17 protein-coding genes and 2 pseudogenes are annotated in these 20,040 nt (G+C 72.2%); 11 read left to right on the forward strand and 8 right to left on the reverse strand.

The genetic code is table 11. The annotated features are described in order from the left end of the window. The first annotated feature begins 59 nt into the window (after window positions 1–59). Window positions 60–668 carry a response regulator transcription factor gene (locus tag OHA91_RS38235; RefSeq protein WP_328740955.1) on the forward strand — a complete coding sequence of 203 codons (609 nt, stop codon included), beginning with the start codon at window positions 60–62 and terminating at the stop codon, window positions 666–668. An 8-nt stretch (window positions 669–676) separates the two neighbouring features. Here OHA91_RS38235 and OHA91_RS38240 read toward each other — a convergent pair whose 3' ends face one another. Next, window positions 677–2,392, reverse strand: coding sequence for a histidine kinase (locus tag OHA91_RS38240; RefSeq protein ID WP_328740956.1), 1,716 nt, complete (start codon window positions 2,390–2,392; stop codon window positions 677–679). 376 nt (window positions 2,393–2,768) lie between these two features. Between OHA91_RS38240 and OHA91_RS39975 the strand changes: the two are divergent. The 3 genes and pseudogenes from OHA91_RS39975 to OHA91_RS38250 all read left to right on the forward strand — a co-directional run. Continuing rightward, window positions 2,769–2,939, forward strand: a pseudogene (locus OHA91_RS39975) (hypothetical protein); the annotation flags it as partial. Then, entirely contained in the window at window positions 2,887–3,534 is a 648-nt protein-coding gene (locus OHA91_RS38245) for a hypothetical protein (RefSeq protein ID WP_328740959.1), read from the forward strand. The pseudogene OHA91_RS39975 and the gene OHA91_RS38245, both read left to right, overlap by 53 nt. Before the next feature lie 72 nt (window positions 3,535–3,606). Beyond that, complete coding sequence (locus tag OHA91_RS38250) at window positions 3,607–4,512, forward strand: hypothetical protein (protein WP_328740960.1); 906 nt, start codon at window positions 3,607–3,609, stop codon at window positions 4,510–4,512. A 59-nt stretch (window positions 4,513–4,571) separates the two neighbouring features. On the opposite strand, the gene OHA91_RS38255 is transcribed toward OHA91_RS38250, so the two are convergent. The 3 genes from OHA91_RS38255 to OHA91_RS38265 form a co-directional block, all read right to left on the reverse strand. Next, on the reverse strand, window positions 4,572–5,120 hold the full coding sequence (locus OHA91_RS38255; protein ID WP_328740961.1) for a hypothetical protein: 549 nt from the start codon (window positions 5,118–5,120) through the stop codon (window positions 4,572–4,574). Window positions 5,121–5,229: 109 nt separating this feature from the next. Then, window positions 5,230–5,445, reverse strand: coding sequence for a helix-turn-helix transcriptional regulator (locus OHA91_RS38260; protein WP_328740963.1), 216 nt, complete (start codon window positions 5,443–5,445; stop codon window positions 5,230–5,232). Next, the gene (locus tag OHA91_RS38265) at window positions 5,442–5,861 is read right to left on the reverse strand and encodes a hypothetical protein (protein WP_328740964.1); all 420 of its coding nucleotides are present in this window, start codon (window positions 5,859–5,861) and stop codon (window positions 5,442–5,444) included. Before OHA91_RS38265 ends, OHA91_RS38260 begins: the two co-directional genes overlap by 4 nt. A gap of 469 nt (window positions 5,862–6,330) precedes the next feature. On the opposite strand from OHA91_RS38265, the gene OHA91_RS38270 reads away from it, so the two are divergent. The 4 genes and pseudogenes from OHA91_RS38270 (at window position 6,331) to OHA91_RS38285 (ending at window position 11,029) form a co-directional block, all read left to right on the forward strand. Then, window positions 6,331–7,785 carry an SDR family oxidoreductase gene (locus OHA91_RS38270; RefSeq protein WP_328740965.1) on the forward strand — a complete coding sequence of 485 codons (1,455 nt, stop codon included), beginning with the start codon at window positions 6,331–6,333 and terminating at the stop codon, window positions 7,783–7,785. A 261-nt stretch (window positions 7,786–8,046) separates the two neighbouring features. Further along, window positions 8,047–8,282 (forward strand): annotated as a pseudogene (locus OHA91_RS38275) (hypothetical protein). Window positions 8,283–8,591: 309 nt separating this feature from the next. Further along, window positions 8,592–8,846 carry a hypothetical protein gene (locus OHA91_RS38280; protein ID WP_245240222.1) on the forward strand — a complete coding sequence of 85 codons (255 nt, stop codon included), beginning with the start codon at window positions 8,592–8,594 and terminating at the stop codon, window positions 8,844–8,846. A gap of 557 nt (window positions 8,847–9,403) precedes the next feature. After that, the gene (locus OHA91_RS38285) at window positions 9,404–11,029 is read left to right on the forward strand and encodes a sigma-70 family RNA polymerase sigma factor (RefSeq protein ID WP_328740966.1); all 1,626 of its coding nucleotides are present in this window, start codon (window positions 9,404–9,406) and stop codon (window positions 11,027–11,029) included. A 34-nt stretch (window positions 11,030–11,063) separates the two neighbouring features. Here the strand turns inward: OHA91_RS38285 and OHA91_RS38290 are convergent, their stop codons facing one another. The 4 genes from OHA91_RS38290 to OHA91_RS38305 are packed head-to-tail and all read right to left on the reverse strand — an operon-like array spanning window position 11,064 to window position 15,929. Then, on the reverse strand, window positions 11,064–12,074 hold the full coding sequence (locus OHA91_RS38290) for a DUF5914 domain-containing protein (protein WP_031155042.1): 1,011 nt from the start codon (window positions 12,072–12,074) through the stop codon (window positions 11,064–11,066). Continuing rightward, window positions 12,071–13,087, reverse strand: a complete 1,017-nt coding sequence (locus tag OHA91_RS38295) for a phytoene/squalene synthase family protein (RefSeq protein WP_328740967.1) — start codon at window positions 13,085–13,087, stop codon at window positions 12,071–12,073. Before OHA91_RS38295 ends, OHA91_RS38290 begins: the two co-directional genes overlap by 4 nt. Beyond that, window positions 13,084–14,604 (reverse strand): phytoene desaturase family protein, encoded by a 1,521-nt coding sequence (gene crtI / locus OHA91_RS38300; RefSeq protein WP_031155046.1) that lies wholly within the window; start codon window positions 14,602–14,604, stop codon window positions 13,084–13,086. Before crtI ends, OHA91_RS38295 begins: the two co-directional genes overlap by 4 nt. Continuing rightward, window positions 14,601–15,929, reverse strand: coding sequence for a polyprenyl synthetase family protein (locus OHA91_RS38305; RefSeq protein WP_328740969.1), 1,329 nt, complete (start codon window positions 15,927–15,929; stop codon window positions 14,601–14,603). Before OHA91_RS38305 ends, crtI begins: the two co-directional genes overlap by 4 nt. Before the next feature lie 218 nt (window positions 15,930–16,147). Between OHA91_RS38305 and OHA91_RS38310 the strand changes: the two genes are divergently transcribed. From OHA91_RS38310 to OHA91_RS38320, 3 genes are read left to right on the forward strand one after another with little or no spacing between them, the layout of a single operon-like run. Continuing rightward, window positions 16,148–17,335, forward strand: a complete 1,188-nt coding sequence (locus OHA91_RS38310; protein WP_266504376.1) for a lycopene cyclase family protein — start codon at window positions 16,148–16,150, stop codon at window positions 17,333–17,335. A 37-nt stretch (window positions 17,336–17,372) separates the two neighbouring features. Next, entirely contained in the window at window positions 17,373–18,092 is a 720-nt protein-coding gene (locus OHA91_RS38315; protein WP_328740971.1) for a class I SAM-dependent methyltransferase, read from the forward strand. Then, window positions 18,089–19,663, forward strand: a complete 1,575-nt coding sequence (locus OHA91_RS38320; RefSeq protein ID WP_328740972.1) for an NAD(P)/FAD-dependent oxidoreductase — start codon at window positions 18,089–18,091, stop codon at window positions 19,661–19,663. Before OHA91_RS38315 ends, OHA91_RS38320 begins: the two co-directional genes overlap by 4 nt. Window positions 19,664–20,040: the final 377 nt, after the last annotated feature.

Consider the following 20,040-nt stretch of genomic DNA (forward strand, 5'->3'; position numbering starts at 1 on the left):
AGCATCCCGGCGGGCCGAGCCCTTCCGCCGTCGGCCGTTACGATCTTCCGGGAGGGACAGTGATCCGCATTCTGCTGGCCGAGGACATGCACATGATCCGAGGGGCGCTGGCCGCCCTGCTGGGCATGGAACCTGACATGGAGGTCGTGGCCGAGGTGGCTCGCGGCGACGCCGTCGTACCCGCCGCCCTCGCCCACCACCCCACCGTCGCGGTACTCGACCTGAACATGCCCGGCGCCGACGGCCTCACCGCCGCCCGCGACCTCCGCGCCGTGCTTCCCGACTGCCGGATCCTGATCCTCACCGCTCTGGGCCGGCCCGAGGCGCTGAGGTCGGCACTCGCCGCCCGGGTGGGCGGGTTCATGCTCAAGGACGCCCAGCCCGATCGGCTCGCCGCCGCGATCCGCAGTGTCGCCGTGGGGGAGCACGTCATCGATCCGAAGCTGGCAGCTGCGGCGCTCACCGCCCAGGAGAGCCCCCTCACCTCCCGCGAAACCGATGTGCTGCGGCTGGCCGCCACCGGCGCTGAGCTCGACGAGATCGCCGGCGAGTTGCACCTCACGCAGGGCACCGTACGGAACTACCTCGGTGCCGCCGTCACCAAGCTCGGCGCCCGCAACCGGCTCGACGCGGTGCGGATCGCCCGGGAGCACGGCTGGCTGGAGTGACACGGAGTTCACCCGACGACGGGGACGGGAACGGATTCCAGACGGACGGTCAGGACGTAGCCGCGGCCGTGCGGAGCCGGCCCGGCGTCCAAGACCCCGCCGAGTGCGCCCGCGCGCTCACGCAGATTCCTCAGCCCGTTGCCACCGGGACCCGCGGCGCAGCCTCGCCCCGGTGAGGGCGGAGGAACCGCACGGCCGTCGTCCGCCACCCGCAGCAGCCTCGGGCCGAAATCCACCTCGCACCGGCGGGCTCCCGCCGCGTGTCGCAGCACGTTCGCCACGGCCTCCCGCAACACCGTGGCGAACAGTGCCTCCGACGCGCCCTCCACCTCGTCCGCATCGCCCCGCACCTGCACGGCGACGCCCGCGGCAGCCAGGATCTTCCGGGCGGAGTCCACTTCCTCGGCCAGGGAGATCTCCGTGCTTTCCCCCGGGATCGCCCGAAGGTCCGCCAGAGCCCGTTCGGCCAGCGCTGCCACATCCGCGAGATGTCGATCGGCCCGCTCCCGGTCGGGGTCGCGGACTGCCAGCTCGCCCTTCAGGACGATCGCGGACAGCCCGTGGCCCAGCAGGTCGTGGACGTCCCGGGCGATGCGCCGCCGCTCTCGCGCCACGGCCAGCGCTGCCAGTGCTCCGCGGGCCTCCCGCACCTGGCGGACGAGGCGGGTGAGCAGGGCAAGGCCGTAGAAGACCGAAGCGATCACCACTACGTCCAGCAGGAGGAGAACGGTGCCTCCAGCCCCCGGCCCATCCGTCCGCAGCAACATTGCGATCGCTGCCAGCGCGGTCGTCGCCCCGACCGCCGGCCAGGCGGTGCGCCCGGGAAGGACGATCAGCACGGAGGCGGCCGCGAAACCCACCAGCTGGGGGTACGGCCCGTCGGGAGCGGCCAGCATGCCCAGGGCGAGGATGAGCTGCGCGCCCAGCGTCCACGCGACGTACGGGGGACGCATGCCCGGGAGACGCGGCATGGAGTGGTACGCCTGCAGTGCGACCACCGCCCCCAGTGCGGCCGCGTAGGCGACGACCCGCCCGCCCGGGACCCCGGCACCGAGCAGGAACGCAGTGCCCACGACGAGGTACTCGACGTGGGTGGCGACCACGATGGGCCACACCAGCCGGGGCGACAGGGCACCAGGAAGGACGTCCGCCCCGCCGGCCGACTGCGCGGGCGGCGCGGCGCGCACGCGCTCGGTCGCCGCCCGCGCGACCGTCACGAGTCGCCGCGCCGCATGCGTACCCTGCCCGGCCAGCCGGGCGATCTCCGCCAGGGCCGTACCCAGCACCGCGTCCAGACTGCGCCCGGCGCGTTCCCGCTCGGCGGTGACCAAGGCCTCCGCCAGTGCGCCACGGGTGGCGCGGAGCTCGGTGTACAGGTCGGTGAGCCGGGTCAGCGCATAGATGACCAATCCGTGGGCGAGCGCGTTGCCGATACCGTTGAGGACGGAATGGACACCGCCGTCGCCGGGCGCGAGCGGCCCCGCAGCCAGCACGACGCCCGTGAACAAGGCCCACCGGAAGCGCCGTTCGACGACCAGCAGGACGGAGGCGCCGAGGAAACCGGGCAGCCCGGACCAGGGCGTGAGCAGGACCTGCGCGCAGAGGGTCCAGGCCCCGCGCAGCCGCCGCGCCGAAGGCAGGCAGGTGGCCAACTGGAGCAGCAGCATCGGCACGGCGGCCGGGCGCGGCAGGGCGACACCGGGTTCGAAGGAAAAGCCGAGCACGACGACGACGAGGATCCCCGATACGACCGCCGGCGCCGGACCGGCGTCGGGGCCGGCATCCGTAGCGGCATCGGCATCCGTGCCGGCCGAAGGGCCGGCTCCCCAGGAGCGACCTTCCGGAGCCGGGCCGGCGACCGGCTCGCCCGGCCGACCCCCAACGCTCCCGATTCCCGGCTCGGCGCCTCCGGGCCCGATTCCCCGCCCGCGCCGAAATGCCCAGCCCCACCCATTCATGAGGTCACGTTAGACGCACGCCAGTGCGCCGCACGGGTGTGAAATACACATTGGCCGATGTGCCTCGCACTGCCGCCGGACGGTCCCCGAACGAGATCGTCGATGTATGCGCACGACGTCGATACGGCGGCCCCTCACCTCGATGGCCGCCACGATCACGATCACCTCCGCCGCGCGGCTCTCCCTCGCGGCACCCGCTCGCGCGGCCGCTCCGCCCCGTCTCGACTCCCTCGTCGACGCCGCCGTAGCCGACTACCTGGATGACGATCGCATTTCCGGCGCGGCCGTCACCGTCGCATCCGGCGGCCGGACCGTCCTGGCCAAGGGCTACGGCGTCGCGGACGTCCGTACCCGAACTCCGGTCGACCCGCGCGACCCTGGCCTTCGCCAAGGGCGTTTTCGTCTCGTCGGCGGTCCCGTCGACCACCTACGAGAAGCTGGCCCGGCGCCAGTCGCCGGCCCTGTACCTGGGACTGCTCGGCACCAGTACGGGCGTGCTGGTACTTGCCGCGCCGGCTTACCCCGTAACCGCCCTGGTGCGCTGGCAGCGGGGCCGAAGCGTGCACCCCCGCGCAGCACGGGCCGCACGCTCCACGGCCTCGGCGACCGGGCTGATCGCGGCCGCGTTCACGGCCGCACTCGGCGCGGCCGTCCGGGACGGCAACGCGATGATGGAAATGGTGCCGCTCGGAGCGCCGCTGCTGTCCACCATCATGATGCTGGGCACGGCGCTCGTGGCGTTGACGCCTGGTGTCGTGGCCTGGGCGATCGCGGCCTGGCTCCGCAGCTGGTGGAGCGTGACCGGCTGCATCCTGTTCACCGTCACGGCCGTGGCCGCGGTCACGATGACGAGCATGCTGCTCAAGTACCACCTGGTGGGCTGCCCGTTCGCCTGGCCGGCCCAGTGAACTCCCCGCACGCCGCAGCACGGTCACACGACGCGGCGGTCTGTGCGTTTCCGGCAAGAAGAGGAGCAGATCATGAACACGTGGACCAGGCGCGGTCTTCTGACCGCCGGCACGGCGACGGCAGCTCTCGCGCTCATCGGAGCCGGCTCGCCGTCGCGGGGGCCGGAGCCGCTCGACATCGTGACCGGCGAGGACGGTTTCAGCACGCCGGCGACCGCGGTCGCCGGCGCGGTGACCTTCCGGGTACGGACGACCAGTACCCGTACCGGCATCGTCGGTATCGCCCGACTCCGCCGGGGCATCGGTGAGGCGTCCTTCCGCAGGCACCTGCGCGACGTCTTCGAGAAGGAGAGTCCGCAGGGCGTCATCGAGGCGTCCAAGGCGCTGATGGCCGATGCCGAGCTGTACGGCGGCGCCATGGCGGTCCCCGGTTCGCAGTCGTCCTTCACGGCGTGGCTGCCGCCCGGCCCGTACCTCGTGCTGGAGTACAAGGACTTCGAGGGTCCCATCGGACGCGGTCCCCTCCCCGGCGCAGAGTACGTCAGCCCGCTCCTCCTCCACGCGGCCGAGGAGGCCGGAGCCGGGCGCACCTGTCCGTCCGCCACCGCCACCGTCACCGCCGTCGACACGGCGCGGGGCCCGCGCTTCGTCCTCGACGGGCGCATCCGCCGGGACCGGCCCTTGCGCTACGTGAACGCGATGCGAGGACAGGTTGACGAGCTCGCGGTGTACCCGCTCACCGACGACTCCGTCACCGATGCCGACGTCCAGAGGTTCTTCCAGGACACTCGGCAGACGCCCAGGCCCTTCGACCTCGCCGCGCAGCTGGGGACGCCACCGCTCTCCCCGGGCCGGAGCGCGGTCATCGGGATGCCCCTCGCCCGGGGCCGGTACGCCCTCACCAGCTGGGTCGCCGGTATGGAGGACGCGCAACACCTGTCCGCACACGGCCAGGTGCTCATCATCACCGTTCCCTGACCCGGTCGCGGCCCGCGATGGCCGCCACGTTCTACTTGGCGGCCGCTGACGCCGGAAGGTCAGGTCCTCCCCAGCAATGCGGCGTAGGCCCGCTCGATTCCCTGCGCGTAGCCGGTCCCCAACTCGACGTAGACGTGCCCGGAGGCGGCACACGCCTCGCGCAGAGCGGAGCTCCGATCCCTCACCCACGCGGCGATCTCCCGGTAGGTGGTGTCATCGGCTGCCTCGAGCCAGTCCGGTGCGGCCCGCAGGTGCTCGGGGGACAGTTTCGTGTTTCCGAGGAAGACGGAGGTCAGCGGTATCCCGAGCTCGGCGGCGGTCGTGGCCGCCACCGGTGTGACGATGTCGCCCTCGATCACATAGCCGTCATGGGGATCGGAGTCGTCGAGAGCCTCTGCAACTGCGCGGATGAACTCGATGAGGAACGGCTGGGCGAACACTGCCTTGTCCGGATGCGTACCATGCCGCACGCCGTGCTCGGGGGCAGCGTGTTGCAGCATCGACACCAGGGCATCGGTCGGGCATCCCGGGAGGCCCTCCCGCTCGAGCAGCATCCACGCCAGGGTGCTCTTACCCACCCGGGGTGGGCCGCCGATCAGGTAGATCACATGAAGACCGTACCCCGGGCCCGGAGGCGTGGTGGCCGAGTCGACGGGTTGGCGCACTCGGAACGGGTATCCGAGACACGGCCCGGAATGCCGCGACTCGGCACACGGATCACTGCGGTTCGCGGTCCGTGTCTTCGTCCGGGAAGAAGAGGTCCTCGATCGGTTCGCCGAACAAGGAGGCGATCTTGAACGCGAGCGGCAGGCTGGGGTCGTAGCGACCCGTTTCGATGGCGTAGACGGTTTGCCGTGAGACGTCGAGGCGGTCAGCGAGGTCGACCTGACTCCAACGGTGCACCGCCCGCAGCTCCCTGAGCCGGTTCTTCACCGGGTGCGCGGGGTCTTGAACAGCAGGGCCGCGATCCAGATCAGGATGCTTCCGAGGAAGCTGATCTGGACCAGCTGGCGCAGGTCGCCCACCCCGGCCGTCTGGAGGAGCCCGACGGCGAAGATCGACATGAGCAGCACGCCGAACCCGATCGCCAGAGCCTCGAGCTGGCCGCGACGCTGGTACTCGTCGGCGCGGCGCAAGCTCCTGACCACGGCCCGGACGATCCACAGGCCCGGGGCGAGGTTCAGCAGCGACCAGAACAGCTTCCACGAATCCGCCGAGCCGAAGAGGCCGAACTCTGCGATCAGGCTGAGCAGCCCGAGGGCGATGACCGCCGGCAACCAGTCGAGGAACCACGCTCGGGTGCGGGCCGTGTCGCTTCGGCTCTGGCGATTCTCTGGTGTTCTCCTCATGAGGGCAATGTAAAGGGGCCTTGTCTAGATGTAAATGGTCCTTGTCAAACAGGTGTGGGCAGTTGACGATCCGTCATCGATTCAAGGCGTCGGCGGCCGTCCGTCCCGGACGTCGGTCCGGCTCGGCGATCGATCGCCCGCACCTCACGCCGAGCTGCGGAACGGTCTGGAAGCAAATGATCGAACAGGCCCTGGACGAGGGGAGGCGGGCGGCGAGGAATCAGAGCTGGGGTGCGGTGGGTCGGTGAGGCGGCGGGCCTGTCGCACGGGGGCTCCGTTTCGCACGGTTCCCGGACGCGGGACACCGTGGGCTTCCCGGACCACACCAGGGGCAGCCCCGGCAGAGGCCGAGGCGAAGCCCGCCCTGCAGGGCGGGGGCATGCCCGCATCGCGGGGCGTGGGTGCGGCCTGCCATCACCCCGGAGGGGCGGCAGGTCGGGGCAGGCCGGCCGACCCTGAGAATGGGGCGGTGAATTCGAAGACGTGTATGGACAGCGAGTCGGTGGAGAACCTGCTGGCGCTACTCAAGCAGGCCGCCGAACTGCCGGCGGAGGACGCGCAGCGGCGCCGCATCGAGGGAGCCGCCAAGAACCTCCTCCGGCGCGGCCGTCGCGATCGCAGGGCCCGAGCACGCGTAAGGGACCGGGAGTTCGACGCCGCGCTCCTCGCCGCCACCGTCACCGGATCACGCGACCGGATCATGGACACCGCCCTCCCCACCCGGCTGCCCGGCCCGCAGCAGCTGACAGAAGCCGGACCCGACTCCGAGCCGTCCGCAGGCGGGCCGACGGCCGCCGCGCAGAAGCCGGCGGTCCTGGGCACCCTGCGCCGCGGTCAACGGTGCTACATCTGCAAGGACCATTACAGGGAAGTGCACCCCTTCTACCACCACCTGTGCATGACCTGCGCCACCTCCAACCTCGACCAGCGCACTGCACGCACCGACCTCACCGGACGCCGCGCGCTGCTGACCGGCGGCCGAGTCAAGATCGGCCACGAACTCGCCCTGATGCTGCTGCGCGACGGCGCCGACCTGACCGTCACCACCCGCTTCCCCCGCGATGCCGCAGCCCGATTCGCCGCCGCCCCAGACCGTGACCGCTGGTGGAACCGGCTGACCGTAGCCGCGCTCGACCTGCGGGACCCGCGGCAGGTACTGGCCTTCACCGAGCAGGAGTTGGCACGCGCCCGCCCGCTGGACATCCTCATCAACAACGCAGCCCAGACCCTGCGCCGCGCACCCGAGACATACGCGGCCCTGGCCGCCACCGAAGCGGCCGGGCTTCCGGCCGCACGTCACTGGGTGGCCCCGGGCTTCGTCGTGCCCGGCCATCCCCACCGCGCCCTGACCACAGGCGGCACCCCGGCCGCGACCGCACTCGACATACCCGCGGACACAGGGGGCGCGGTCGATGCGGCAGGACTGCTGCCCGATACCGCCCCGATGAACTCCTGGACCCTGCAGCTCGGCCAGATCAGTGCCGCGGAACTCATCGAGGTGCAACTCGTCAATGCCGTCGCCCCGTTCCTTCTCGCCGACCGACTGCTGCCGCTGATGGAGGCTTCGCCCCACCCCACCCGCTACCTGATCAACGTCTCGGCGGTGGAGGGCCAGTTCGGCGCGCTCAACAAGTCGCCCGACCATCCGCACACCAACATGGCCAAGGCCGCCCTGAACATGCTCACCCGCACCAGCGCCTCCGCTCTCGCCTCACGGGGAATCCACTGCTGCTCAGTCGACACCGGCTGGGTCACGGACGAGAAGCCCGCAGCCGCACGGGCGCGACACGCAGCGACAGGATGGAGGCCTCCGCTGGACGTCGTCGACGGCGCGGCACGTATCTACCACCCCATTCGCGAGGGTGAGGCGGGCCGGCCCCTGCACGCGGTGTTCCTCAAGGACTACCGCCCTGCAGCCTGGTAGCCGTACAAGGCCGAGGTGAGGTGCTCGACCTCCTGTAGCCGGTATCGCCCGGTCACGTCACATTGCCTGAGGTGATCAGGTCGCCCGGAAGCAGCCGGTCTGGTGGTCGAGGGCCGGATCGGTGGGACCGCAGTGCAGTACGCCGATCCTGGGCCAGACGGTGACGGGATCCTAAGGGCTGCTGCGAAAGGGCTGGTCACGGGCTATGACCTGGTGCGCAAACTGGGTAGCTCCCCAGTTTCCGGCACGGGTATCGTCCGGTTGCAGACCGGCCGTACCAGCGGCCTCCCGGATTCGGAGACCGGCCTCGAGGAGCTGGCCCTGGTCCGCGAGCTGAACTGGCGCGCTTGGCCGCCTCGGCGGAGTTCTTGAGCCGGTACCCCGTCCAGCAGGCGGGCGGGCGCACGATCATCGAGTTGTGGGTACCGGCCGAGGAGCTGGACGACTTCAACGCTCACACTGTCGGCGAGATCCAGGTGGTCCACGAGTTTCGCTGAGCCAGGGCGGCTTGCCGACGGGGCAGGCCGCCCCGCTGCGACGATGCTGCGCGGCTGATGTGATCGCGGCGTCGACGCCGCCCAGGGCGTGCTGGGGAGGCGAAACAGAACGGAAGAGCTGGAATGCGATCCTCCGAGATCGAATCAGGATGCCGGGCCCATGACTGAAACACCATCGCCCATGCAGATGGTCTCCTTTTGCGGCCTGGCGGGACGGCATTCCTCACTCGGGCTGCCGGGCTGACCGGCGCTACGTCACCCTGGCTGAGCTCCTGGTTCGGGCTGGGGGAGTTACGGACTCGGGCTGAGATGGAAGGTGCAGATCTTCGACGAACCGGCGCACCCGGCTTTCGCTCAGGTGCTGAAGGCTTCAGCCGGCACCGGAAAATCCCCACCCTTGAGTTGCTGGCCATGGAGGCGCCGCACATACAGGCGGTCGACGCAGACTTCGACGGCTGCGCGGGAGGCGAACTGATGCTGACGCTGAGAGAGTTCGACAGTTCCAGCTGGGATGTCCGCACGGCCGACACGTGGGTGCTGAGTGAGGCTCGTGTCCACGACTGACCCCAACTGAGCGCGTTCACGTGTACCGGCGTGAGCGCATTCGGGGGGTGTGCCGACAGCGGTCCGACACCGATCCGGGGTGGGCGCACGCGGCGCGGCAAGATGCCGACGTCCTCATAGCGGCATGCCGGACATTCCGGTTCGTGTGATCCTCCTGACCGCCAACGGCACCCGGGTGGGAGGAGTCCACGAAACGCAAGCTCCCTCCGGAATGCGTTGCCGTCGCGCACAAGAGCGGAGGCCGCGCCGATCGATCCTGTTCTCATCGCCTCTCAGGAATCAAAAGCGCAGCTCCAACAGGCTCCATTTGTACTCTAGTTGGGACGCGATGACGCATCGCGCCGCATCGGGAGCCAGGTTGGCCGACCGGGTTGCTGCAGTCGTCCGGCCCGCGTCGGCCGGCGCCGTCCGCACCTCGCGCCGACGACGCCCCGTTTGCTTGCAGCCGAGCGACGGTGCATGCTTGCGCGAATTCCGGTCGGGCGCAGCGTCGCACCCCTGACAGACGTACCCGGATCCGACGCCCGGGTCACCAGCAAGCCACACGGGAGCGCGTGTTGAGTACACCGGGGACCCCCCGTCAGCAGCAACTTCGAAGCCTCAGCGACGGGGAGCTCTGTGCCCTGCTGCGTGGGCACACCTCGGAGCCCGACGCGGCGGTCGGCGACGTGATGGACGAGGTGTTCGCCCGTCACCACTCCTCGGTGCTCGCCTACGCCCGCACGTGCTGCCGAGACCTGTCCACCGCCCAGGACCTCGCTGCCGAGGCCTTCGCCCGTACCTACCGGGCCATCGCCTGGGGTGCCGGCCCCGAGTACGCCTGGCGGCCCTACCTGCTGACCTGTGTGCGCCGTCTGGCGGCCACATGGGCGCGGGAGGCCGCCCGTACCCGGCTGTCGGACGACTTCGAGGAATGGGCCGCGCAACTCTCGGACGGCCAGGACGCCGAGGACGCCGTGTTCACGGCGGAAGAAGGATCGCTGGTCCTGCGTGCCTACGAGTCGCTGCCGGAGCGCTGGCAGGCCGTGCTGTGGCACTCCGTCGTCGAAGGCGAGCCGGCGGCCGAGACCGCGGCACGCCTCGGGATATCGGCGGGAGGCGTCGGCTCACTGGTCGCGCGGGCACGGGAAGGCCTGAAGGAGGCGTACCTGCGCGCCCATCTGGACCAGAGCGCGAGCGACGAGTGCCGGCACTACGGGGGGCAGATCGCCGCCAGGCTGCGCCGGCCGGGCAAACGCCTCACCCGGGACCTGAGCCGCCACCTCCAGGGGTGCGACGACTGCGCACGGGCCGAGCGTGACCTGCGCGACGTCAACGGCCGTCTGGGCGTGCTGTTGCTGGGTGGAATCCTGCTGTGGAACCCCGCCTCCTTCCTGTCGGCCCTGGGCGGGAACGGCACACATCTCGCCGCGGCCACACTGAACGGGACGCAGCTCGCCGCAGCGAAGGCCGGCGCCGTGAAATGGGTGGCTGCGGCAGCCGTGGTGGGAACGGCGGCCACCGCGGCCGTCCTGCTGCCGGCCGACTCCGGGAGCAACGGTTCCGGCAGGGCCGCAGCCCCCGCCGCAACCCCCGCGGCTCCGGGCAGCAGCCCGCTCCCGGAGGCAGCACCGATCATGGCCATCGGATCGGCGGCCTTCGCCACGGCCCCCGCCACGGGTCTCCCGTCCGCCTCCCCGTCCGCCTCTGCGTCCGCCGCGCCGACCTCGGCTTCGCCCTCGCCGGACCACGCCGGAGCCGCCCTGGTCAACGTGGCCTCGGGCCTGTGCGTCGGCCTTGGCGACGGCGGTTCCGACGGCTCGTTGCAGTTGGAGAAGTGCACCGGAAAGGCCGACCAGGGGTGGCAGCGGCTCCCGGCCCACCAGAACACGTACCAGCTCCGCAACGCGGACACCGGCACCTGCCTCGACGGAACCACCCGCGGCGGGAATCTCGCCGAGGTCACCCTCCGCGCGTGCCGGACCGGCGCGGACCGAGTGACGCAACTCTGGCGGTTCGAGCAGGACGCACGATACGGCGCGTACCGCGTCTGGTTCGTGCCGAAGGTCCCGCACAGCGACTACGCCGACCATCTTCTGGGCCCGCGGAACTGGCCGAAGGCCGACCCTCCGCGTCCGGGATCGGAGATGGTGCACCTGCCCAACTACTACAACTCGGTCAACCTGCTCTTCGCTCTGAGGTGAGCCCGCACGCGGGCGGGCGTTCGTCGAACCGAGGTCACCCCGGGAACCGGCCCGTGGAGCGCAGGTGCCAGCGCCGCTCGGCGTAGGCCAGGTCGTCCCGCCACAGCCGGGCCGCCGCAGCGCGCATCACCGGGCGAAGGACCGGGGCGGCCCAGCGGGCGAACACGAAGCCCGGCCGGTCCGAGGCGGCCACCACGGCCTCGGTCACCGCCGTGCGCGGACGGCCGAGTTCGTCCGGCCCGAGGGGGGTCGCATGCGTCTCCACCACCGAGCCCGCGCCTTCCCCCTCGGTGATGCGCATGACGACGGTACGTGGTTCAGGAGCGGTGAAGACCGCCTGCACGGGTACCACCAGGCGACCGGCCACCTTGAAGGAGACGCCGACGGTGAAGCCGTCGTCGGCGCCGTCCCCGCCGGGTGAGCCGACGACCGTGAGGTCGACGAACGAATACGGGTGGAACCAGGCACCGTGCCATGGATCCAGACGATTGGCCACGACATCCTCGGGTTCGCAGCGCCCCCTGCCCTCGTACACCGCGGTCACCCCACGAGCGTGAGCCGGCCGGACCGGCACGACGGGGGCGTCCAGCGGTGCCTCCCCGCCGACCTCGTCGAGACGCACCCACAGGAGGATGCCGTCGTCGAAGGCCGGCAGCGGTTCCCAGCCCGCGAACGACGAGCCGTCAAGGGCGAGTCCGTGCCAATGACACACCAGCGCTCCGCACCGGACCGGGCTGTCCCCGAGAGGCGCCCCGAGGTGCGGGCAGGCACCCGGGCCGGCGTGCAGCCGGCCGCCGGCGCCGCGCCAGAGCACGACCTCATGGTCGGCCACGGTACGGGCCAGGGGGCGGTCGCCGCCCAGCGAGGCGGACGCCCCCACCACGTACCAGTTCCCCGACGGCCGGGCCTGCGCCCGCTTCACTGCTTCCGCGATGAGGCTCGGCCTGGCGTCGCGCCAGGTCGGCCGTTGCCGCTCCCACGGCACGGGGCTGCGGCGCAGCGAAAGGGGCAGACGGGCGCGCCGTGCCGGCGGTTCGGGATTCACGCGACCTCCTCTGAGACCGGGCGGGCCGGGTCGACGGGCGGCGTCGGAGGTGTCCGGGCGGGCACCGGCGCGGAGCGCCGGCGGTGGCGCAGCCTGATGGCCGCCAGCTGGGCCAGTGCGCCTGCCGCGACCGTCGCGCGTCTGCGGCGCGGTACCACGGCGCGCTGGTGCAGCACCGCATAGCCGTCCCGGCTGATCGCGTCCAGGATGCTTCCGTACAGGACGTACGCCGTGCGGATGCAGGGAAGGGACACCGGATCGAGCATGGCGAGGCCGGGCCGAGCTTCTCGGTAGACGCCGCGGGTGAGTGCCTCGAACTCCCGCAGGGCGGCCAGCGCACGGCGGTCCTGGCGGCCCGTCCTCCGGCACCAGTGCATCAGCTCCCGCTCGACCCCGTGCCCGGCCAGAAGGTCCTCCGGCAGGTACACGCGCCCGCGGTCGAGGTCCTCGCCGACGTCCCGCAGGAAGTTGGTGAGCTGGAAGGCGACCCCGAGGGCTGCCGCGTACGGCTCGGCTTCCTCTCGCTGCACCACCGTGCCCAGCACCGGCAGCATCTGCAGCCCGATCACGGCCGCCGACCCGTGCATGTAGCTGCGCAGGTCCGCATAGGTGGGGTAGGCCGTCACCACCAGATCGGACCGCATCGCGGCCATGAAGTCCTCGAAGTGGCCGTGATCGATGGCGTACCGGCGAGCCGTATCGGCGAGGGCCGCCACGACCGGTTCGCCGCTGTCCCCCCGATGCAGCCCCTCGTCCAGACGCCGCTGCAGCGCCGCCAGCCGCGCACCGCGCAGGCCGTCGTCCGCACCGGGATCCGTCGAGTCGACGATGTCGTCGGCCCACCGTGCGAATCCGTACAGCGCGTGCACGGCGGGCCGGCGTTCGGCCGGCAGCAGGCGGGTGGCCAGGAAGTAGGTCCTTCCGTGCGCCGCATTCAGCTCGCGGCAGCGGCGGTATGCCGCTCGCAGCGCCGGATCGGTGATGCCCGCCGCGTCGAGTTCACGGCGGGTCATCGGGCCGCCCCCTCGGTCCGGCCGGAAGTACGCCGGGCGCCGCCCGTGATCCGGGCCGCCGCCAGCTTCCCCGACACCAGGGCCGTCGGCACGCCCACGCCGGGGGTGGTGCCGCAGCCGGCCAGGACGGCGTTCTGCGTGCCCCGGACCAGATTGCGGGGCCGGAACGGGCCCGTCTGCAGGAACGTGTGGGCGGCCGAGAAGGGGGTGCCCGCCGCGTGTCCTTGGCCGAGCCAGTCCGCCGGGGTGACCAGGCATTCGTCCTCGATGGCCTCCTCGATGCCGTCGAGGCCGCGCCGTTCCAGCTCGCGCAGCAGGTCGGCCCGGTAGCGGGGGCCGAGCTCGCCCCAGGCAGCACCTGCGGGCCCGATCTCGGTGTTGGGGCAGGGGGCGAGGACGTAGTGGAGATGACGGCCCGGTGGGGCGAGAGCGGGGTCGGTGGCCGTGGGCCGGGTGATGAGGAGGGACGGATCGCTCATCAGCCGTCCCTGCCGGGTGAGTTCGTCGAACGTGGTCCGCCAGGCGGCACCGAACGAGATCGTGTGGTGGGCCAGTTGCGGCCAGGTGCGGTCCGTGCCCGCGTGCAGCACGACGGCGGAGGGGGAGTGCCGCAGCTTCACCGGCCTGCGGGGCCGGCGGCCGAGAAGCCGGTAACTGCACGGCAGGTCAGCGGTGAGGACGACCGCGTCGCAGGGGATGCGGTCCTTCGTGGTGACGACGGCGGTGATCCGCTCGCCGGAGCGTTCCAGCCCGGTCACCGGCTCGCCGAACCGAAGCTCGGCGCCCGCGTCGGCGGCGGCGTCCGCCATGGCCTGCGGCAGAGCGTGCATGCCGCCGCGCGGGAAGTACACCCCGGCCACCGTGTCCATGTAGGCGATGACGGCGTAGGCGGCGAGTGCCCGAGCCGGCGGCACGCCCGCGTACAGGGCCTGGAAGGAGAAGACCCGTTGCAGCCGCTCGTCCTTCAGGAAGCCCGCGATGCGCCGGTCCAGCCGCCCGAATCCGCCGAGCGCCGCCAGCCGGGCGAGGTCGACGGTCAGCAGGTCCAGGGGCGAGTCGAAGTTCGCGTCGATGAAACGGCGCATCTGAGCCCGGTAGAGCTGCTCCAGCCAGGCGCGCAGCCGCCGGTAGCCGGCCGCCTCACCGGCTCCGGCGAACCGCTCGACCGCCGAGGCCATCGCCTCGCGGTCGGTGTGCACGTCCAGGGTGCTGCCGTCCGCGAACGAGGCCCGGTAGGCCGGGTGCAGCGGAATCAGGTCCACCCGCCGGTCCAGGCTGTCCCCGACCGCCGCGAAGGCTTCGTCGGCGAGGTCGGGCATGGTCAGCACGGTCGGGCCGGTGTCGATCCGGTAGCCGCCCCGCAGCAGGCGACCCGCCCGCCCGCCCGGCAGGTCGTCCCGTTCGACCACGGTGACCTGGCGCCCCGCTCCCAGTAGGTGCAGGGCCGCCGACAGGCCGGCCAGGCCCGCCCCGACGATCACCACGTGGTCCGTGGGGCCACTCACCGTACGGGTCATCGCCGGCCCTCCGGCGCGTCGGAGCCGGCCGGAGCGGCAGCGGACGCGGGATGTGATCGGGCCGGCGGGGGGTCCGCAGGGCGGCCGGCCGCCTGCGCGCTCAGCAGCCCGCGCAGGCGGCCCGCGGCGTCCGCGTGGAGAGAGGCGCCGTCGAAGTGACGCAGCCCCTGGGCCGACAGGCGCTCGATCTTCGCCTCGACCGCTGCCCGGGCGCCCGTCCGTACCAATACCTCCCGTACCTCGTCGAGACCCGCACGTGTCAGCTCCTCGTTCCCGAGGGCCCGCTCGAGCACCGCCAGGGCCGGCCGGTCGGCCCTGGCCTTGGCGCGCGCCACCGCCAGCGCCGCCAGATAGGTCGGCTTCCCGCCGCGGATGTCCCCGCCGCAGCTCTTGCCGGTGTGCCGCGGGTCGCCGAAGACGTCCTCGAGGTCGTCGCGCAACTGGAAGGCCATGCCCACACAGCGCCCGGCCGAGCACAGCGCCCGCATGGTCCGGCCGTCCGCGCCCGCGACCGCCGCACCCAGCGCCAGGGGCCGTTGAACCGAGTACAGGGCACTCTTGAGGTGGGCGGCGCGCAGCGCCCGCGACGGGGAGCGCGACCCGGTCAGCTGCCCCTGGAGGTCGAGGAACTGGCCCGCCACCATCTCGATGCGCATATCGCTCCACACCTCGCGCACCACGGTCGCCGTCCACGGGTCCAGCGCCGTGTCCGCCACCACGTCATCCGCCCACGCAAGTGCCAGGTCCCCGGCCAGGACCGCAGCCGCCTCCCCGAAACGGGCGGCGCGAGCCGGCGCCGCGGCGCCGCTGTATCCGTCCCGCACGTCGGCGTGGAGCGCCGGGCGGCCTCGCCGCAGAGCCGACCCGTCCATCACGTCGTCGTGGACCAGGGCACAGGTCTGGAGCAGTTCGAGCGCCGCGCCGATGCGCAGGGCGGCCGCGGCCGTCGACTCGTCGCCCCCGCCGCAGGCGCGCATCGACCACCAGAGGAGCTGCGGGCGGGTGAGCTTGCCGCCCTCCCGGGTGAAGCGCGCGACGCGCTCGGCCAATTCACCGGCGAAGTCGGCGTCCAGTACCCCGGCCCGGGTGAGCCGGTCTGCGAGCACCTGCTCCAGCGCGTGCCCGATCGCGGCGGGCACGTTCGCATCCACCGCCTCGGGTCCGCCCGGCACCATGATGCCGTCCGCGGTCTCCGCGCCGCGCCCGGCCCCGGCGGCCGCCCGGCCGGCCCGACGGCGCCGCAGAGCGGAACCCGAAGGGGCCACCAGGCGGGGAACGGGCGGCGGTGCGGCCGCGGGCTGGTCCTTCGCCTGGGTCCGGCGCATCCCGGTTTCCTCTCGTCGTGGTGTCGATCGCTCGGCACGTGTGTCTTCGGTCCCTTCCCGTGATACGGATGCAGTCCGGAGCGGATACCCGAACGCGCGGGAATGCCATCGTGCGGACGCACCTGACCAGGTGACGCCGGCACAAGACCGCATCCGATTCCGTGCCGTGGCAGGAAACCCCCGCGCGTACACGCCGATGCGGAAGGGAGACAACAACCGTGCTGAAGACGGACGTGGCGGTCATCGGGGCGGGAGCCGCCGGCTTGTCCCTGGCCCACCGGCTGAACGGACGCGCGCCCGCAGCACCGGCCCCGTCCGTCATCCTCCTCGATGCTCCGCCCGGCCCGTTGCGCCCCGCCCCGCGCACGTGGTGCTTCTGGGGGGCCGGCCGCGGCCGCTTCGACGCCGCGGTGCGCTCACAATGGCGCCACCTGCGGGTACGGCCGCCCGCCGGCCCCGCGATCCAGGGGGACATCGCACCGCTGCGGTACAAGATGATCCGCTCCGACGACTTCGAGACCCTCGTCGCCCGGGACCTCGCGCGCAGCCCCAACGTCCGCCGCCTGGAGGCGATCGTGGACACGGTGGAAGAGACCCCCTCCGGCCCCCGGGTGCTGATGACCCGGCCCGACGGCAGCCTCGACGCACTCGAGGCCCGGTGGGTGTTCGACTCGCGTCCCCTGGGAAGCCTCCCGGCCGCCCGCACCACCGTGCTCCAGCACTTCCACGGCTGGTTCGTCCGGACCGCTCGGCCCGCCTTTGACACCGGGACCGCCGACCTGATGGACTTTCGCACACCACAGCCCGCCGACGGGCTCTCCTTCGGCTACGTTCTGCCCACAGGCCCGTGCGAAGCCCTCGTCGAGTACACCGAGTTCTCCCCGCACGTGCTGACGGACAGCGGCTACGAGGCGGCGCTGCGGCACTACGCCGCAGACGTCCTGTCTCTCGGCGACCTGGACATCGTCGCGACCGAGACCGGCCTGATCCCCATGACGGACGCCCCCATGCCACAACGGGTCGGTGCGTCGGTGTTCCGGATCGGCGCCGCCGGCGGTGCGACCCGTCCGTCCACCGGATACACCTTCGCCGGACTCCAGCGCCAGACACGGGCCGCCGCCGCCGCGCTGCGGCAGGGCCGCGATCCGGTACCTCCGGCCGCCCATTCCGTGCGGGCCCGCACCATGGACGCGGTACTCCTGCGCGCGCTGGACAGCGGCCGGATCGACGGCCCCGACCTGTTCTGCCGACTCTTCGCCCGCGTCCCGCCGGCCCGGCTGCTGCGCTTCCTCGACGGGCGCACGAACCTGCTCGAAGACCTGGCCGTCGGCCGCCACGCCCCGGTCGGCCCCATGCTGCGCACCGCCGTCGAGCTGCCCTGGCTACCGCGCCGTCCCTTCCCCTGACCCCTCCACCGCGATTCCACCAGTCCCTGGAGACCGTATGACCCTGCTGCGCGACGAGGACCTCGCCGCCGCGTTCGACCATGCCTCCCACACCTACGACGCACTGGTCGCCGCGAACCCCGGCTACCACGCACATCTGCGGCGCTCGGTGCGCCGCCTCGGCCTGCCCGCACACGGGGAGGGGCTGCGGGTCTTGGACCTCGGCTGCGGTACCGGAGCCTCGACAGCCGCGATCCGGTCCGTCCTCCCAGCCGCCGAGATCACGGCCGTCGACGCCTCGGCCGGCATGCTGGCGAGAGCCGCCGCCAAACCGTGGGGCGACGGCGTGCGCTTCGTCCACGCCCCGGCCGAGTTCCTGACGGATGCGGGCGTCCACGGACCCTTCGACGCGGTATTCGCCGCATACCTCTTCCGCAATCTCACCGATCCCGAGGCCGTCCTCGCCACCGTGCACAGCGTGCTGGGACCGGGCGGCCGGCTCGCCGTGCACGAATACAGCCTCAGCGGCCGCCGCGCCGACCGGGCAGTGTGGACGCTGGTGTGCCGCGGCATCGTCCAGCCGGCCGCCACCCTGTTGGGGGACGGGCCCCTGTACCGCCACCTGTGGCGCAGCGTCGTCGACTTCGACCAGGCCGACCGCTTCGCCGCCCGGATCCGCGGGGCCGGCTTCGACAAGGTCCGTACCCTGCCCCTACCGGGCTGGCAGACCGGCATCACCCACACCTTCGTGGCCACGCGCACGGGAGCCTCCCGGTGACCGGATCCGCCCCCGCGCACGAGCGGCGGCCGGCCCCGCGCCGCGGCAAGGACCGGCGGGCACGCGTCCTGCCCGCCCGACCAGGAGCCCGCCACGCAGCAGGCCGCCCCACGGCAGCCGTGATCGGCGGCGGGATCGCCGGCCTCGCCGCCGCCACCGCGCTGGCCGAACGGGGCGTGACGGTGACGCTGTACGAGCGCGAGCCCTACCTCGGCGGCCGGGTGGGCGGTTGGCCGACCCGGTTGCGCGACGGCAGCACCGTGACGATGAGCCGCGGCTTTCACGCCTTCTTCCGGCAGTACTACAACCTGCGGGGCCTGTTGCGCCGCACCGATCCCGCCCTGGCCGGCCTCACCGGACTGCCCGACTACCCGCTGCTGCACGCGGACGGGCTGCGCGACAGCTTCCGGCGCGTGCCGCGCACCCCGCCGTGGAGCGCACTGGGCTTCGTCGCGCTCAGCCCGTCCTTCCGCCTGCGGGACCTGCGCGCCATGAACCCGGTTCCGGCCCTACCGCTGCTCGACGTCCGCGTCCCCGACGTGTACCACCGGCTCGACGGCACCAGTGCCCACGATTTCCTGGAGGCCATCGGCTTTCCGGAACAGGCTCGCCACCTGGCTTTCGAGGTCTTCTCCCGGAGCTTCTTCGCCGACCCGCGCCGGCTGTCCGCAGCCGAAATGGCGCTCATGTTCCACATCTACTTCCTGGGCTCCGCCGAAGGCCTCCTGTTCGACGTGCCCCGCTCGCCCTACCCGGCCGCGCTGTGGGCCCCCCTGGCCGAATACCTCGGGCGGCACGGCGCCGAGGTACGCACGGCAAGCCCCGTCGGGCACGTCGAACGCGTCCCCGCGGGTGCGTTCGAGGTGACCGCGGACGGCGCCACGCGACGGTACGACGCCGTGGTCCTCGCCCTGGACGCCGCCGGCCTGCGGTCCCTGGTCGCCCGTTCCGAGCGGCTGGGCGACCCCGCGTGGCGGGAGCGCGTGGCGCGCCTGCGCACGGCGCCGCCCTTCCTCGTCACCCGACTCTGGCTCGACCGGCCCGTCGCCCCGGACCGCCCCGGTTTCCTGGGCACCAGCGGCTTCGGAGGCCTCGACAACATCAGCGTGCTGAACCGATGGGAGGACGAGGCCGCCCGCTGGGCGGCGCGCACCGGAGGATCCGTACTGGAACTCCACGCCTATGCCGTCGATCCGTGCGCTGCGCGCCACGACCAGGAGCGGCAACTCCTCCAGCAGCTCCACCGCGTGTACCCGGAGACCCGCGTGGCCCAGGTCGTCGACGTCCGCCACGAATGGCGCGAGGACTGCCCGCTGTTCTCCGTGGGCGGCTACGACCACCGCCCCACCGTCCGCACCTCCGATGCCCGGCTGGTGGTCGCCGGCGACGTCGTGCGCACCGACCTTCCGGTCGCGCTGATGGAACGGGCGGCAACAACGGGCTTCCAGGCGGCGAACGCCCTGCTCGAAGGCTGGGGGCTGCACGGGCAGACCCTGTGGACGGTGCCGGACCGCGGTCGCGTCGCCGTATTGCGGAAGGCAGCCACCTGGGTGGGACGAGGAGGCACGTGACTGCGTCCCGACCTCATGGTGGTGAAAGTGGATTTTGTTGGTTGATGATCACTCGTCGTGGGACGTGGAGATCTGACGAACGTGCCGGAAGGCGACGTTTCGTGGGACCGGATCTCCGACCTGTTCCGGCGCCGGCAGCGGGACGGACCCGGGTCCGGATCGTCGCCCAGCTCCAGGCCGAAGCCGACGTGAAGGGTCTGATCGCCTGGGACGTGAACGCTGATTCCGCGGCCTGCCGGGCTCAACGGCACGCCGCCGGATCACGGCCGGTCAGCGAGGCGACTCCGTGCAGTTCGAGCCTGTCCTGGAAGCGGTCAGGGTGCCGTGGCCGGGCCTGGTGCGGGACTCGCGAGGCGGTCGGCCGCCGAAGTTCGTGC

It is taken from the genome of Streptomyces erythrochromogenes (genome assembly GCF_036170895.1).
Classification (GTDB): Bacteria; Actinomycetota; Actinomycetes; order Streptomycetales; family Streptomycetaceae; genus Streptomyces; species Streptomyces erythrochromogenes.

Coding starts and splice junctions, on each gene's coding strand:
- OHA91_RS38245 (WP_328740959.1), top strand. CDS start 2,887: ATGACGATCGCATTTCCGGCGCGGCCGTCACCGTCGCATCCGGCGGCC.
- OHA91_RS38250 (WP_328740960.1), top strand. CDS start 3,607: ATGAACACGTGGACCAGGCGCGGTCTTCTGACCGCCGGCACGGCGACG.
- OHA91_RS38265 (WP_328740964.1), bottom strand. CDS start 5,861: ATGAGGAGAACACCAGAGAATCGCCAGAGCCGAAGCGACACGGCCCGC.
- OHA91_RS38280 (WP_245240222.1), top strand. CDS start 8,592: ATGGAAGGTGCAGATCTTCGACGAACCGGCGCACCCGGCTTTCGCTCA.
- OHA91_RS38295 (WP_328740967.1), bottom strand. CDS start 13,087: ATGACCCGCCGTGAACTCGACGCGGCGGGCATCACCGATCCGGCGCTG.
- crtI (WP_031155046.1), bottom strand. CDS start 14,604: ATGACCCGTACGGTGAGTGGCCCCACGGACCACGTGGTGATCGTCGGG.
- OHA91_RS38305 (WP_328740969.1), bottom strand. CDS start 15,929: ATGCGCCGGACCCAGGCGAAGGACCAGCCCGCGGCCGCACCGCCGCCC.
- OHA91_RS38315 (WP_328740971.1), top strand. CDS start 17,373: ATGACCCTGCTGCGCGACGAGGACCTCGCCGCCGCGTTCGACCATGCC.